This window comes from Micromonospora sp. NPDC023956, assembly GCF_040639195.1.
In the GTDB taxonomy this organism is placed as follows: domain Bacteria; phylum Actinomycetota; class Actinomycetes; order Mycobacteriales; family Micromonosporaceae; genus Micromonospora.
This window is the reverse complement of sequence record NZ_JBEZZN010000001.1, coordinates 362765-378180: the sequence shown is the minus strand read 5'-3', so window position 1 is coordinate 378180 and position 15416 is coordinate 362765. Positions and strand designations below refer to the sequence as shown.

The window sequence follows — 15416 nt, the reverse complement described above, 5'->3', positions numbered from 1 at the left end:
CCCGGGCCGCACGCTGAGCGCGGCCCGGGTGGCCGATCCGGTACGAGTGCCACGGCGGACCAGCACGTCCGCAGCCATCCTCGCCCAGGGCAGCTCCGCCCTACCGGACGGCCGGGCTGTGCTCCGGTCGCGCCCCGGCCACCAGCGCGACCAGGTCGTCCAGGGTGTCGAGGCCGCGACCGGGCGCCTGGAGGTCGACCTCGACGCCGTACTCCAGCTCGATCGCGTCGACGAGACGCAGCAGGCCCAGCGAGTCGAGGCCCAACGCGATCATCGAGCCGCCGGCCGTCAGGTCGGCGACGGACACCTCGCCGCCGGTGGCCGCGCTGACCAGCTCGGCGACCCGCTGCCGCAGCTCGGGGGTGGCACCCATCAGAACTCCTCTCCGGACTGCCGGATGATCTCGGCGATCTCCGCGATCGTAGGGGTGTCGAAGAACGCGTCCAGCGGCACCTCGACGCCGAGTCGCTGCGTGATGCGCCCGCTGATCCGGGTGATGGTCAACGAGTGTCCACCGAGGTCGAACAGGTCCTCGTGCGGGCCGATGTCCGGGATCTTCAGGACGTCCTGCCAGATCTCCCGGAGCAGTTCGACCAGCGGGTCGGCGTCGGCCGCCGGCTCGGTGGCGACCGCCGTGACCCGGGCGGACGGCGCGGGCAGCGCCGCCCGGTCCACCTTGCCGGTCGGGCCGACCGGCAACCGGTCCAGGACCACCCAGTCCGCCGGCAGCATCACCGTGGGCAGGCTCAGCGCCAGGTGTCCGCGCAGCTCCGCCGGCTCCGGCGCGCCCGCTCCCGGCCGGGGCGCCAGGTACGCCACCAGGCGCGGGTCGCCGTCGACCGCGTCGTGCAGCAGCACCGCCGCCTCGGCGACCGCCGGGTGCTCCAGCAGCCGGGCGGTGATCTCGCCCAGCTCGATCCGGTGTCCCCGGATCTTGACCTGGTCGTCGGCCCGCCCCAGGTAGGCGATCCGACCGTCCGGCAGCCAGCGGCACCGGTCCCCGGTGCGGTAGATCCGCTCCACGCCCCCGGTCGCGGCGCCCGGCTCCTCCGACCCGAGAGCGACGGTGACGAACCGCTCGGCGGTCAGGTCGTCGCGACCGAGGTAACCGGCGGCCAGCCCGGCCCCGGCGAGGCACAGCTCACCGGGCAGCCCCACCGGCACCGGCCGCAGGTCGTCGTCGAGCAGGTACGCGCGGGTGTTGGCCAGCGGCCGGCCGATGGTCACCTCGTCGGGGGCCGCCGGGATGTCCGCCATGGTGGCGTAGATCGTCGCCTCGGTCGGGCCGTACCCGTTGACCAGCCGGTCCACCCGGGCCCGCAGGTCCCGGGCCAGCGGCACCGGCAGTGCCTCGCCACCGGTGACCGCCACCAGCGGCTCGGGCGTCACCGCGTCCGGGGCCCCGCCGAGGCCCGCCTCCAGCAGCACCCGCCACCCGGACGGGGTGGCCTGCGCGTGCGTCACCCCGCCGTCGCGGACCAGACGCAGCACGCCGGCCCCGTCGAGGGCACTCACCGCCGAGGCGACCACCACCCGACCACCGGTGACCAGGGGCAGGAAGACCTCTACCGCGGAGATGTCGAACGACAGGGAGGTCAGGTGCAGCCAGCGGTGCTCCGGCCGGCTGTCCAGCAGGTCCCGGACCGCCAGCAGCAGGTTCGCCAGCGCGCCGTGCCGGACCGCGACCCCCTTCGGGCGGCCGGTGGAACCGGAGGTGTAGAGCACGTAGGCCAGGTCCCCGGCGGTCGGCGGCCCGGCCGGGGGCACCTCTTCCTCCGCCCCGGCGGGCGCGTCCAGGTCGGTCACCTCGTCGAGCACCAGCACCGGCCGGGCCGGGTCGAGCCGGGCGGCCGTGGCTGCGGTGGTCACCACCAGGGCCGGGGCGGCGTCGGCGAGGACCAGTTCCTGCCGGGCCACCGGGTGCCCGGGGTCGACCGGCAGGTACGCCGCCCGGCACCGCAGCACCGCCAGCAGCGTCACCACCGCCGACCAGGACCGGTCCAGGGCGACCGCGACCAGGGTTCCCGGGCCGGCACCCCGGTCGCGCAGCAGTCCGGCCAGCCGGGTGGCGGCCGCGTCGAGCTGGGCGTAGCTCAGCGTGCGGTCGCCGTCGACCACGGCCACCGCGTCCGGATCGGTGCGGACCCGTTCGGCGACCAGCGCCGGCACGGTGGTGTCCAGCGGGTTCGCCCGCCCGGTGTCGTTCCAGGCCCGCAGCACGAGGTCGCGTTCCCCGGCGGGCAGCAGCGGCAGCCCCGCCACCGGCTGCCCCGGGTCGGCCACGGCGGCGGCGAGCATGGTCAGCAGGTGCCCACCGATGCGGGCCACCGCGTCGGCGTCGATCGCCGTCGGGCTGTACTGCAACCCCACGGTCAGTCCGGTCGGGGCGTCCACGATCTGGACGTGCAGGGCGTTGCGGGCCGCACCGCCGAACACCGTCCACTCGACGCTGCTCGACACGCCCGTGAAGGTCGGGTCCGCGCCGCGCCGGCGGTAGCCGACCGAGATCGGGGTCAGCGCGGGGGCCGGCCGCAACCCGGAGACCGCGTGGGCCAGCGGCACGTTACGGAACCGGTACAGCTCCCGGACCCGGGCCCGGACCGCGCGGACGTACCCGGCGACGTCCCCGGTGGCCGGGGCGACCCCGACCGGCAGTTCGTTGACGAAGAGCCCGACCTGGTCGGCCTGGGCGGCGGTCCGGGTGGAGAGGCCCACCCCGACCGGCACCTCCCGGTTGCCGTACCGGGCGAGCAGCGCGTGCACCACGGCGAGCAGCAGCTCGAACCGGGTCACCCCGAGGGACCGGGCGGTCCGGTCGACCCCCGCGACCAGCTCCCCGGGCAGCTCCGTCTCGATCGTCGCGCCCGGCTCGGCGGCGGTCGGCACCCGCCGCAGGCCGGGCAGGACCACGTCGCCCGGACCGGACCAGTGCCGCTGCCAGTACGCGCGGGCGGCCGGCAGTTCCGCGTCCACCCGCTCCCGCTCGGCGGTCGCGTGCCCGGGGTACCCGTCCTCGCGCGGGGCGAGGTCGGCCGCCGTGCCGCCGTGCACCGCGTCGTAGGCGGCGGCCAGCTCCCGGACCAGCACGTCCTTGCTCATCCCGTCGAAGACCAGGTGGTGCGCGGTGACCAGCAGCAGGTGCGTGCCGTCCGTCCCGGTCAGCAGGGTGAACCGGGACAGTGGCCCGGTGGCCGGGTCGTAGCGGCGGGCGATCTCCTCGGCGACCCGGTCGTCGGTCAGCCCGCCGAAGGTCACCGCCGGCCGCCCGTCGGCCGGGGCGAGTCGCGGCGTGCCGTCGTGGTCGACGACGACCCGGGTGGTCAGGACGGGGTGCCGCGCGATCACCACCGCACACGCCTCGACCAGCGCCGGCCGGTCCAGCTCGGCGCCGAACCGGACGCCGAGCGCCATGTGGTACGCCGTGCCGGCCACCCCGGCCTGCTCGGTGAACCAGACGGCGTGCTGCGCGTATGTCGCCTCGGCGGTACCCACGTGTTCTCCCCACGATCCTCGGGTGGTCAATTGTCGAAAAGACTGGTCAGTTGGCGTTTGAGGACCTTGCCGCCCTCGTTGCGGGGCAGCTCGTCGACCAGCAGCACCCGCGACGGCAGTTGGTAGTCGGCGAGCCGGTCGGCGAGGAAGCCGCGCAGCGCGGCCAGGGAGAGTGCGTCCGGGTCCGGGCCGGGCCGGGGCACCAGCACGGCGGCCACCGCCGAGCCGAGCACCGGGTGCGGCACGCCCACCACGGCCGCCCCGGCGACACCGGGGTGCTCGTGCAGGGCCGCCTCGACCTCCAGCGAGGAGATCCTGAACGCGCCGGACTTGATGACGTCCTGGTGCCGGTCGGTGAGATACAGATAGCCGTCGGCGTCCAGCCGGCCGACGTCACCCATCCGCACCCACCCGTCCCGGAAGGTGCTCCGGTTGGCGGCCTCGTCCCGGTAGTAGGCCCGGGGGTGCGGGGCCCGGAGCCACACGTCCCCGGTCGTCCCGACCGGCAGCGGACTGCCCCCGCTGTCGGCGATCATGAGCTGGCCGCCGACCGGCCGGCCCACCGCCTCCCGCCGTGCCGGGTCGTAGATCATCGTGGTCTGGGCCGGGGCCGCCTCGGTGGAGGTGTAGTAGTTGACGATGGTGGCCGCCGGGAAGGCCGCCGCCAGCCGGGCCGCCACCGCCGGGGCCAGCGCCGCCGCGGTCGACCCGATCAGGTGGACGCCGGAGAGGTCGCGGTCCCGCAGCATCCCCGAGTCGAGCAGCTCGATGGCCATCGACGGCACCACGAACACCGTCCCGACGCCGGCCGTCCCGATCAGCCGGGCGAACCGTAGCGGGGTGAACCGGGGCAGGGTGAGCGCGGTGGGCTTGGCGGTGAGCGCGTTGAACAGCATCGTCTGCCCGGCGTTCGTGCCGATCGCGAAGGCGTGCAGGAACACCTCGGAATGGGCCAGCGCCAGCCGCCGGGGGTGGCTCGGCGCGCCGACGGTCAGGTTGGCGTGGCTCGCGCCCACCCCCTTGGGGCGGCCGGTCGTCCCCGAGGTGTAGAGGATCTGCGCCAGGTCGGCCGGGCGGACCCTGGGCAGGTCCACCCCGTCGCCCTGCGCGGCGCGCAGCTCGGCCACGGTCCACACCGGCAGGCCGGCCGGTGCCGGTACGGCGGTGTCACCGCCGTGCACCAGCGCGCCCGCCGCGCAGTGGGTGAGCGCGTGGTCGAGCTGCCCGGCGGCCAGCCGGTCCGACAGCGGCACCGCCACCGCACCGGCCCGCAGCACCCCGCAGTACGCGACCGCGTACTCCGTCCAGTCCCGGGGGCCGAAGAGCAGCCCGACCCGGTCGCCGGGGCGGATCCCCCGGAGCAGCAGTGACCGGGCCACGGCGGTCGCGCCGGCCTCCCACTCGGCGAAGGTCAGCGCGGCGACCCCGTGGACCTCGACCGCCACCCGCTCGGGGTGTACGCCGCAGCGCCAGGTCAGCAGCTCGGGTACGGTCCGGGCGGCCGGCGGCGGTGGGCGGCGGACGGTCGCCGTGGTGGTCGTGGTCATGTCAGGCCGCCTTCCGTCCCGGTACCTCGCCCGTCGCGGTGCCGGCGGCCGACGGGCTCACCACGCCGGCACGGGCCTGCCGGGCCTCGATACCGATCAGGTCGTCCGGCGGGGCGTCGGGCACCTCGTCGTCGAACCGGGCCAGGGCCGGTGTGCGCAGGGACACCAGCGCGGTGAGCGCGATGCCCCCGGCGAAGACCAGGTAGAGCAGGGCGATGCCCCGACCCGGCCCGACCCCGATCACCGCGCCGACGCTGCCGGCCAGCGCGCCGCCGGGCATCAGCGTCGGTTCCAGGGCCTGCGAGGCGAACGGGGCGATCACCCCCCAGCCCAGCGGCATGGTCGACCAGGCCACCATCTGGTTGAGGGCGAACACCCGGCCGTGGAACCGGGGCGGCACCTTGGTCTGGATGATCGTGTTGTAGACGCCGTTGACGATGCCGAGCGCGAGGTACATGCCGAACGCGCCGGCCCCGACCACGACCAGGCTGGGCCGCAGCCCGGTGACCAGGCAGGCCACCGCGATGCCGAGGGTGCCCAGCAGCACCGCCCGCATCCGCCGCCGACGGGGGCCGCCCCAGACGAGCATCACCAGGCCGCCGACCGCGGCCCCCGCCCCGCCGGCCAGGGCCACCTGGGCCACCTCGGCCAGCTCGGCGAAGCCGAGCACCAGCGGGGAGAGCAGGTAGAGCACCGGGAACAGGAACAGGTTCAGGGCGGCGAAGAAGACCAGCATGGAACGGAACTCGCGACGACGTACCGAGTAGCGCAGCCCGCCGAGGATCTCCTCGCCCATGCCCTCCCGCCGTTGCAGCGCCAGCGTCCGGGGGAACCGGATGAGCAGCAGCACCCCGATCGCGAACCCGTACGACACGACGTCGATGACCAGGATGCCGGCGAGGCCGACCGCGTCCAGCAGGGCCACCGCGATCAGCGGTACCAGGAACTGGGTGATGCCGGTGGCCGTCTGGGCCAGTCCGTTGGCGTGGCCGAGGAAGCGTTTCGGTACCAGCTGCGGCACGGCGGAGACGAAGGCCAGCCGTTGGAACGCCAGGGCCACCGACAGCCAGCCCACCAGCACGTAGAAGTGCCAGACCTGGATGCGGTCGGTGAGCACCAGCGTGGCCAGGACGGCGTTCGCCGTGCCGGCGGCGGTGCCGGCCAGCAGCAGCACCCGTCGTCGGCTGGTGCGGTCGATCAGCGCGCCGGCGATCGGGGAGACCAGCAGGCCGGGCACCAGTCCGAGCACCGCGAAGAGCGCGAACCGGGCCAGCGATCCGGTCTCCAGGTAGATCCAGAGCGGAATGGCGAAGTTGGTCAGCGCGGTCCCCGTGCTGGACACGATCTGACCGGCCGCGACCAGGCCGAACCGGGCCATGCTCGGCTGCGGCGCCCGGTCGGCGGTCCGGCGGCGGCCGGGCCGCGCCGGCCGGTCCGGCGGTCCGACCGCCGCGGCGGCCGGGGCCGGGGTGGGAGCCGGGGCGAGGGCCGCAGCCGGTTCGGGACCGCGGAGGGAGACGGCGGCCAGCGTCCACGGCGGATCCGACCCGTCCGGGCTGCCCGGCCCGGTCGGACCCGCCGGTGCCGACCCGTCGGGCGGGTCGGCGAGCCGGTGGTGCACACCGGTGACGATCTCGGCCAACTCCTCGGCCCGGTACTTGAGGAAGTAGTGCCCGCCCTCGTCGATCACGGCCAGCGCGGTCCGGTCGCTGAGGAAGTGCCACTCCCGGAACCGTTCCTCGTGGTACTCGGTGCCCCGGTCCCGGTCGCCGACCACCGAGATGACCGGTGCCCGCAGCGGGGTCACCCGTCGGTGCGTCAGGTCGGTGAAGTACTCCTCCGACACCCGGGCGTCGTGGCGCATCGCCCGGATCAGGAAGGCCGCCTCGTCCGGGTCCAACGCGCCGATCGACGTGCCCTGCGCCTGCAACCAGGTGCGGTAGATCCGGTCGCTGCGGATCCGCTCGGACAGGCGGAGCCGCAGCAGCGGCCCGAGCAGCCCGCCCACCGGCCGGGCGAACGGGAACACCGCGCCGAGGTAGACCGCGGTCAGCTCGCGGTCCGCCGCCTCCAGCCGTCGGGCCACCTCGACCGCGAGCGCCCCGCCCGGACCGCAGTGGCCGTAGATGACCAGCGGGCCGTCCACCCGGGCGAGGATCTCCGCCACCACGTCCCCGGCGACCTCCTCGATCGGGGCCGGATCGTCGGCCAGCCCGATGTCGTGTCCGGGCATGGAGACCGACAGCAGCCGGTACCCGGGCGGCAGGGCGTCCGCGAGTGGCTGGTACACCACCGCGCTGCCGCCGCCGTACGGGACGCAGACCAGGGTGGCGACCCGTTCGGCGACCGGCACCGGCGCAGTCAGCTCGTGCAGCAGTCCGGCCGGCTCGGTGTCGGTCGCCGCGACCCGGGCGGCGAGTTCCCGGACCGTCCGGTGGCGGAACAGGTCCATCACGCTCACCCGGGGCGCGTCGCCGTCGGCGGCCGGCAGCTCCCGGCGTAGCCGGGCCACCACCCGGGTGGCCAGCAGCGAGTGCCCGCCGAGGTCGAAGAAGTCGTCGGTGGCACCCACCTCCGCCAGGCCGAGCACCTCCCGCCAGATCCCGGCGACCAGGTTCTCCACCGGGCCGACCGGGGTGACCCGTTCGCCGCTCGGCGTCTCGGCGGCCGGCTCGGGCAGTGCCCGGCGGTCCACCTTGCCGTGCTCCTGCAACGGCAGCTTCGCCAACCAGACGAACCGCTGCGGCACCATGTGGTCCGGCAGCCGGTCGGCGAGCGTCCGACGCAGGTCGGCGGCCTCCGGCGGGTCCGCACCGGGCACCGGCTCCAGGTAGGCCACCAGCCGGTCGTCGCGCAGCACCACCACCGCCTGACGCACCGGCGGGCAGTCGCGCAGCACGGCCTCCACCTCGCCCAGCTCCACCCGGTAGCCCCGGATCTTGACCTGGTGGTCGGTGCGACCGAGGAACACCAGCTGACCGTCGGCCCGCCACCGGCCGAGGTCACCGGTGCGGTAGAGACGGGCACCGGGCGGCCCGTACGGGTCGGGCACGAACCGTTCGGCGGTCAGCCCGGGACGGTTGAGGTAGCCCCGGGCGAGCCGGTCCCCGCCGAGGTGGATCTCGCCGGGCACCCCGATCGGCACCGGACGCATCCGGTCGTCGAGCACGTGCACCCGGGCGTACGGCAGCGGCCGGCCGGTCGGTACCGCGCCGCCGCCGGTCCCGCCGCCGGTCACCTCGTGGGTGGCGACGCCGACCGTCGCCTCGGTCGGTCCGTAGTGGTTGAACACCCGGGCCGGCCCGGCCGCCGCGAGCGGGGCGATCCGCTCCAGGTCGGAGGCCTCGCCGCCGAGGACCAGCGCTCGGGCCGGCAGCAGTTCCGCCGGTTCGGCGTCGGCGGTCAGCGCCGCCAGGTGCGACGGGGTGATCTTCAGGTAGTCGATCCGGTGGGTCCGGAGCTGCTCGGCGAGTTCCGCGCCGGTACCCCGGCGGGGGAGCAGGTGCACCACCCCGCCGGTGGCCAGGGCCAGCCAGAAGACGGTGACGCTGAAGTCGAACGACATCGACTGGAGCAGCCCGTACCGGCCGGCCGGCACGACGTCGAACCGGTCGGCCACCCCGTCCAGGTAGCGCAGCACCTGCCGGTGGGCCACCGCCACACCCTTCGGCGTGCCGGTGGAGCCGGAGGTGTAGATGACGTAGGCCAGGCTGCTGCCGTGGGCGGCCGGGTCGGGCGCGGTCCCCGGGCAGCCGGCCACCTCGTCGGCGATCTCGTCGAGGCAGGTCGGGACCGCCGGGGCCGGAGCCGCCGGGTCGGTGGGGGTGAGCCGGTCGCCCAGCTCGGCGCTGGTCAGCACCACCGTCGGCCGGGCGTCGGCGAGCATCGCGGCCAGCCGGTTCGGCGGCTGCTCCGGATCCAGCGGCAGGTAGGCCCCGCCGGCCCGCAGCACGCCGAGCAAGGTCACGGCCAACTCCACCGACTGCTCCATGAGCACGCCGACCAGCGCGTCCGGGCCGACACCCCGGGAACGCAGCCAGTGCGCCAGCTGGTTGGCCCGCCGGTCCAGGTCCCGGTAGGTCACCGCGTCCGGGCCGCAGACCACGGCCGGGGCGTCCGGGGTGGCCGTGACGTGCGGGGTCACCAGGTCGGCCAGGACGGTGGCGGGGCCGGTAACCCCGACGGCGGGCTCCGCTGGCGCGTCCGGCGCGGTGAACGCCCGTACCCGGTCCCGCTCCCCGCTCTCCAGCAGGTCCAGGTCGACGACGGGCAGGTCCGGGCGGGCCACCGCCGCGCGGAGCAGGGTGGTGAACCGCCCGGTCAGCCGGTCGACGGTGGCCGCGTCGAACAGGTCGGTGTTGTAGACGAACATCCCGCGCAGGCCGTCGCCGACCTCACCGAGGTACAGCGACAGGTCGAACCGGGCGGCGTCACCGTCGGCACCGAAGCTCTCGACGACCAGCCCGTCCGGCCACCGGCTCCCGCTGCCCCGGTCGTAGTTCTGCAGGGTGAACAGCACCTGGAACACCGGCGACCGGCTCACGTCCCGGGTCACGTTGAGCTCCTTGACCAGGCGCTCGAACGGCACCTCCTGGCGCGCCAGCGCCTTGACCACCCCGGTGCGGGTCCGGCGCAGCAGCGTCGCGAAGCTCGGTTCCCCGCCGGGGGAGTCGGCGGTGGCAGCGCCGGGGGAGAGGTCGGCCCGCATCGCGAGGGTGTTGACGAAGAGCCCGATCAGGTTCTCCAGTTCGGGCACCACCCGGCCGGCGACCGGCGAGCCGATGGCGAAGTCCCGCTGCCCGCTGTGCCGGAACAGCAGCGCCTGAAGGCCGGTGAGCAGCGTCATGTAGAGGGTGGCCCGGTGGCTGCGGGCCAGCTGGCGCAGCCCGGCGGTGAGGTCGGCGTCGATCCGGAAGCGGTGGGTGGCACCGGCGTACGTCTGCACGGCCGGGCGGGGCCGGTCGGTGGGCAGTTCCAACGCCGGCACCCCGGCCAGCGCCCCGGTCCACCAGGCCAGCTCCGTCCCGGCGGCGTCCGGCCCGTCGACGCGCTGCCGCTGCCAGGCCGCGTAGTCGACGTACGGGACGGTCGGCGGCGGGGGCACCGGACCGCCCTCGCGCAGCGCGCGGTAGAGCGTGGCGATCTCGGTGAGCAGCAGGTCCAGCGACCAGCCGTCGCTGACGATGTGGTGCATGGCCAGGTGCAGCACGTGGTCGTCGTCGCCGAGCCGGATCACCAGCGCCCGCAGCAGGGGAGCGGTGGCCAGGTCGAACGGGGTACGCGCGCTCTGGGCGACCAGGGCGCGCGCCGTCGCCTCGTCCACCACGTCGGTGACGGTGACCGGCACCTGCACGGCGGGTACCACCTCGACCACCGGTTCGCCGAGCCCGTTCTCGGTGAACCGCATCCGCAGACTGTCGTGCCGCCCGGCGGTGGCGTCGATGGCGGCGGTGAGCAGATCCGGATCGAGGGGACCGGTCAACCGCAGCGTCGCGTAGACGAGGTAACCCGCCGTGCCGGGCGTGAGCTGTTCGGTGAACCAGATTCGTTCCTGCCCGAACGACAGCGACGGTCCCGCCCCGGTGCTGTTGGGAATCCTATTCGAGGAGGATCGGACAACCCGGGCCGGAAGGTCTACATTGGTCACGGGCGCGGCCTTACGTCGATGGTGGGCGAGGCAAGCAGTGTGGCGAATGCAAACGACGCATGTAATCACCTGAACGGCGCACCGACGGACGCCTGTCCGGCGCGGGAGAGCGCCTTTCCGGTGCACTGTGGAAAACCCGAACGAGCGATCCGTACGGCGGCACGTCGTCTTACCGTCAGGAATGCGATTCGCGGATGCCGTGGTGCCGGCCGAGTGGGCCACCGAGACGTTGGTCCTGGCCGAGTTCGGTGGCGGGCGCACCGAGACCGCCCCGACGACCTGGGCGCAGGGGGTGATGTTCCGGGCCGCCGCGCGGTCCGGTGCGAACCACCGGTTCCTGAACCTGCGCCGCACCGTGCCGGTGTCCGGGCGGGTCCGCGCCGACCTGGCCGGCGTGACCCGCGCACTCGGCACCCTGGTCAGCCGGCACGGGTCGTTGCGGACCCGGGTCCGCCTGGTCGACGGCGAGTGGCAGCAGGAGAGCGCGGCGGCCGGCCAACTGCCCCTGCTGGTGGTCCCGGGCGAGGCGGACGGCACGGCGGCCGCGCGGGCGGTGGCGGCCCGGCTCGCCGACGTCGCGTTCGACCACGCGGCGGAGTGGCCGCTGCGGGTCGCCCTGGTCACCGTCGACGACCGGGTACGCCAGATCGTGATCGTGTTCAGCCACTCCACCGTCGATGCCTACGCGGTCGAGGTGATCCTGCGGGACCTGCGCCTGATCCTGCTGCGCGGGCAGATCGCCACGCCGCCCGGTCCGCAGTCGGTGCAGGTGGCCCGGGGCCAGCACGGGCCGGACCAGGAACGCTCCGCCCGCGCGGTGGAGCACTGGGCACGCGGCCTCGCCCGGCTGCCGGCCACCACCCTGACCCCGACGGGGGCGGAACTGACCCCGCGACTGCGCCGGGGGACGCTGGTCTCCCCGGCCGTCGACCGGGCGGCCCGGCTGCTCGCCGCCCGGCACCGGGTCAGCGCCTCCGCGGTGCTGCTGGCCGCCACCACCGCGTTGGCGGCCGGTGGTGCGGGGACGTCGGTGTGCGGTCTGTTCACGATGGCGCACAACCGATTCCGTGCCGAGTACACCGACGCGGTGGCGAATCTCGGGCAGATCGGAATGTGCGTGGTGGACCTGACGGATCGGCCCGGATTCACCGAGTTGCTGCCCCGCGTCTGGCGGGCCGTACTCGAGGCGTACCGGCACGCCTATTACGATCCGCTGGGGCTGCGGAAGCGTCTCCTGGCGGACGGCCACGATCCGGACAGCGTCTTCCTGCCGTACTACTATTTCAACGACGTCCGGCTGGCCGGCGGGGGTGTCGACACCACCCCGTCGGTGACCGAGAGTGACCTCCGCGCCACGCTGGCGGAGAGCACCTTCGACTGGGTCGACGGCCTGGAGCGGGCGGCCTGGCACCGGCTGACCCACGTCGTCGACGAGCCGGGGGCGACGGGCGTCACGGTCAGCGTCGACACCCGGTTCGTGTCCGTCGAGTCGGTCGAGCCGTTCCTGCGCGACCTGGAGGAACTGCTGGTCACCGCAGCTTTCCGGGAGGTGCCCTGGCCCTGGGTGCCCTCCTCGCGTGTCCTGCCCCGCCGGTCGGCGGGATAACCTGGGTGGTGCCCACTTCCCCGTCCACGGACCAGATCGCCGCGTCCACCGAGGCGGTGGCGTACGCGGACTTCCACGGCGGCCGGGCCGCCACCGGGCCGTTGACCTGGGGGCAACGGGCGATGTGGCGGGCGGTGGTGGAGTTCGAGTCCGCCCGGCACAGCTTCCTCAACCTGCGCCGTACCCTCGCCGTGTCCCCACGGGCCACGGTGGACCCGCCCCGGGCGCTACGCGCGCTCGCCGCGCTGGTCGGCCGGCACGAGTCGCTGCGGACCCGGGTCCGCCCCCGTGACGGCGAGCTGCACCAGGTGGCTGCCGCCGAGGGGCGGTTGCCGGTGCTGGTGCACACCGTGCCGGCGGCCGGGGCCGACCCGGACGGACAGCGGGCGGCCGGGGCGCTCGCCGCGCGGCTGGGTGACCCCCGGTTCGACCATGCCGCCGAGTGGCCGCTGCGGGTCGCCCTGGTGGTGGTCGCCGGGTTGGTCCGACAGGTCGTCGTGGTCTTCAGCCACTCCACCGTCGACTTCCACGCCACCGAGACGGTGCTGCGGGACCTGCGGATGTTGCTGCTGCGCGGGACGGCACCCAACCCGCCGGGCCTCCAGTCGCTGGACGTCGCCGAACGCGAACGACAGGTCGAACGGCGGCGCTCGGACCGGGCGGTGGCGTACTGGCTGCGGCAGTTCCCCACGCTCGGGGCGGGCACCTTCGCCGAGCCGGCGGGGCCCGGACTGACCCCGCGCTACCGGCGGGGCACGCTGACCTCGCCGGCGATCCACCATGCGGCCCGGTTGCTCGCCGCCCGGCACCGGGTGAGCAGCTCCACCGTCCTGCTCGCCGCCACCGCCGCCGCGCTCCGGCCCGGGAGCGGACCAGCGGTCTGCGGCATCTTCACCATGGCCAACAACCGCTTCCAACCCGACTACGACACCGCGATCAGCAAGCTGAACCAGATCGGCCTCTGCCGGGTCGACCTCACCGGCCGGCCGGGCTTCGCCGAGATGCTGCGCCGGGCCCGACAGGCCTCGTTGGACGGGTACCGGCACGCCTACTACGACCCGCTCGCGCTCGCCGGGGCCTTCGCCGACCACGGCTACGACTACGGCACCGCGCTCGCGCCGTTCTGCTACCTCAACGACATCCGCCTGCCCCACGACGTGCCGCCCGCTCCGGCCGGACCGGACGAGCCGGCCCTGCGGACCGCCGGCTCCTTCCGCTGGCTGGAGGAACTGGACCGGTTCGCCTGGCGCTGCCGGATCCAGGTGGTCGACGCGCCCGGCGCGGTGGAACTGGCGGTCACCGCGGACACCGTGCACCTGCCGCCGGAGCGGGCGGAGCGGCTGCTGCGGAGCATCGAGGAGCTGCTGGTCGACGCGGCTCTCGTCCGCGCCCCCTGACCGTCGGGCTCCCGGTGGGTACCGACGTGCCCGACCGCCGGCCCGGTGCGTACCGACATGCCCGGCCGCCGGCCCGGTGCGTACCGACATGCCCGGCCGCCGGCCCGGTGCGTACCGACATGCCCGACCGCCGGCCCGGTGCGTACCGACATGCCCGACCGCCGGCCCGGTGAGTACCGCCGTGCCGGCCGTCGCGCGTTGACCGGCCCGCGTCGGCCGACTACCGTCGACACGTTGCGTAGTTGATCAAACACGCTACGGTGGATTCTCCCCGTGCCGCCGCAACGGAGACCAGTCGTGGCGTCGACGTTCCGCCCGCCGCCGCGTGACCGGCCCCCGGGGCGACGACGGCCGTCCCCGTCACGGGCCAGACAAGGAGCAGCAGCGCATGAGCACCCCCGGGAAGCCCGCCGGTGGTCCCGCCGTCCGGCTCCGGCTCCCGGCCCACGGATCCGGTGACCCGGAGCCGACCCGGTCCGGCGGGGCGGGCCGGGGCACCCGGCGCCGGTCGCCGCTGCCGGCGTTGGCGCTGGGGGCGTTCGCCGTCGGCACCGACAGTCTCATCATCAGTGGCCTGCTGGACCGGGTCGCCGCCGACCTGGCCGTCTCCCCGGCCTCCGCCGGCCAGTTGATCAGCGTCTTCGCGCTCCTCTACGCGGTGGGCGCACCGGTCCTGGCGACGCTCACCTCGCGGGGCGACCGGAAGCGGTTGTTGCTGGTGGCCCTGGCGATCCTCGTCCTGGCCAACGTGCTCGGGGCCCTCGCGCCGGACTACCGGGTGCTGATGGCCTCGCGGGTGCTGGCGGCCGTCGGATCGGCGCTGTACCTGCCCTGCGCCCTGGCGGTCGCGGTGGCGGTCGCCCCCGTTCACCGTCGGGGACGCGCCATCGCGTTGGTGGCCGGTGGCCTCTCCGCCGCCACCGCGCTGGGCGTACCGCTCGGCACCCTGGTCGGGGCGGTCGGCGACTGGCGGCTGACCCTGGTCCTGGTGGCCGTCCTGGCCGCCCTGGCGACGACCGTGCTGGCCCTGGTCATGCCCAGGGTCGAGACTCCGGCCGTGGTGACCGTGCGGCAGCGACTCGCGGCGGCGGCCCAGCCGGGGGTGCTGGTCGCCCTGCTGTCCTACCTGCTGGTGATGGCGGGCGAGTTCACGATCTTCATCTTCGTCGCGCCGGTCGCGATGGAGATCACCGGGGTCGGCACCGCGGGGGTCGGGGTCTTCCTGTTGGTGTGGGGCGTCGCCGCGGTGCTGGGCAGCGCTGTCGGTGGTCGTGCCGCGGACGCGTTCGGCGGAACCCGCGCCTACGCCATCCTGGTGGCCGTGCTCTGCGCCGGCCTGGTCGCCCTCACCCTGCTCGCCCTCTTCACACCCCGCGACTCCCGGGTCGCCGTCGGCCTCCTCGCGGTGCTGCTGGCGATCATCAGCATGTCCGCCTGGGGGGTCTCCCCGGCGCAGAACCACCGGATCGCGAGCCTGGACCTCCCGGAGCCCACCGTCGCGATGTCGCTCAACGGGTCGTTCTCCTACCTGGGCCTGTCGCTCGGAGGGGTGGCGGGCGGTCTGGCGATGGAACACGGTTCGGTCGTCGCGCTCGCCCTCACCGGCGTCGGAGCGGAGGTGCTGGCCCTCGCCCTGCTGGCCGGCTCGGTGGTCCTGCTGCGCCCGGCCCGACGGGGCTGGGCGGCCCGCGACCGGCGGATCGGCCCGACCGGCGGGCGGTGACCGG

At 74.9% G+C, this 15416-nt stretch carries 7 protein-coding genes; 3 read left to right on the top strand and 4 right to left on the bottom strand.

Translation table 11 applies throughout. The features are described 5' to 3' along the window. Positions 1–100: 100 nt before the first annotated feature. From AB0F58_RS00815 to AB0F58_RS00800, 4 genes are read right to left on the bottom strand one after another with little or no spacing between them, the layout of a single operon-like run. Entirely contained in the window at positions 101–373 is a 273-nt protein-coding gene (locus AB0F58_RS00815; RefSeq protein ID WP_357135969.1) for an acyl carrier protein, read from the bottom strand. Continuing rightward, positions 373–3492 carry an amino acid adenylation domain-containing protein gene (locus AB0F58_RS00810; protein ID WP_357135967.1) on the bottom strand — a complete coding sequence of 1040 codons (3120 nt, stop codon included), beginning with the start codon at positions 3490–3492 and terminating at the stop codon, positions 373–375. Before AB0F58_RS00810 ends, AB0F58_RS00815 begins: the two co-directional genes overlap by 1 nt. A gap of 26 nt (positions 3493–3518) precedes the next feature. Beyond that, the gene (locus AB0F58_RS00805; RefSeq protein WP_357135966.1) at positions 3519–5039 is read right to left on the bottom strand and encodes an AMP-binding protein; all 1521 of its coding nucleotides are present in this window, start codon (positions 5037–5039) and stop codon (positions 3519–3521) included. 1 nt (position 5040) lies between these two features. Further along, complete coding sequence (locus AB0F58_RS00800) at positions 5041–10686, bottom strand: amino acid adenylation domain-containing protein (RefSeq protein WP_357135965.1); 5646 nt, start codon at positions 10684–10686, stop codon at positions 5041–5043. Between the two features lie 181 nt (positions 10687–10867). On the opposite strand from AB0F58_RS00800, the gene AB0F58_RS00795 reads away from it, so the two are divergent. From AB0F58_RS00795 to AB0F58_RS00785, 3 genes are all read left to right on the top strand, one after another. Beyond that, complete coding sequence (locus AB0F58_RS00795) at positions 10868–12292, top strand: condensation domain-containing protein (protein ID WP_357135963.1); 1425 nt, start codon at positions 10868–10870, stop codon at positions 12290–12292. Between the two features lie 8 nt (positions 12293–12300). Next, positions 12301–13689: a condensation domain-containing protein gene (locus AB0F58_RS00790; protein WP_357135959.1), complete on the top strand. Its 1389-nt coding sequence runs from the start codon at positions 12301–12303 to the stop codon at positions 13687–13689. A 388-nt stretch (positions 13690–14077) separates the two neighbouring features. Next, positions 14078–15412 carry an MFS transporter gene (locus AB0F58_RS00785; RefSeq protein ID WP_357135957.1) on the top strand — a complete coding sequence of 445 codons (1335 nt, stop codon included), beginning with the start codon at positions 14078–14080 and terminating at the stop codon, positions 15410–15412. Positions 15413–15416: the final 4 nt, after the last annotated feature.

Excerpts from the sequence above, each read along its gene's own strand:
- AB0F58_RS00815 (WP_357135969.1), bottom strand. The coding sequence starts at position 373 with ATGGGTGCCACCCCCGAGCTGCGGCAGCGGGTCGCCGAGCTGGTCAGC.
- AB0F58_RS00805 (WP_357135966.1), bottom strand. The coding sequence starts at position 5,039 with ATGACCACGACCACCACGGCGACCGTCCGCCGCCCACCGCCGCCGGCC.
- AB0F58_RS00795 (WP_357135963.1), top strand. The coding sequence starts at position 10,868 with ATGCGATTCGCGGATGCCGTGGTGCCGGCCGAGTGGGCCACCGAGACG.
- AB0F58_RS00785 (WP_357135957.1), top strand. The coding sequence starts at position 14,078 with ATGAGCACCCCCGGGAAGCCCGCCGGTGGTCCCGCCGTCCGGCTCCGG.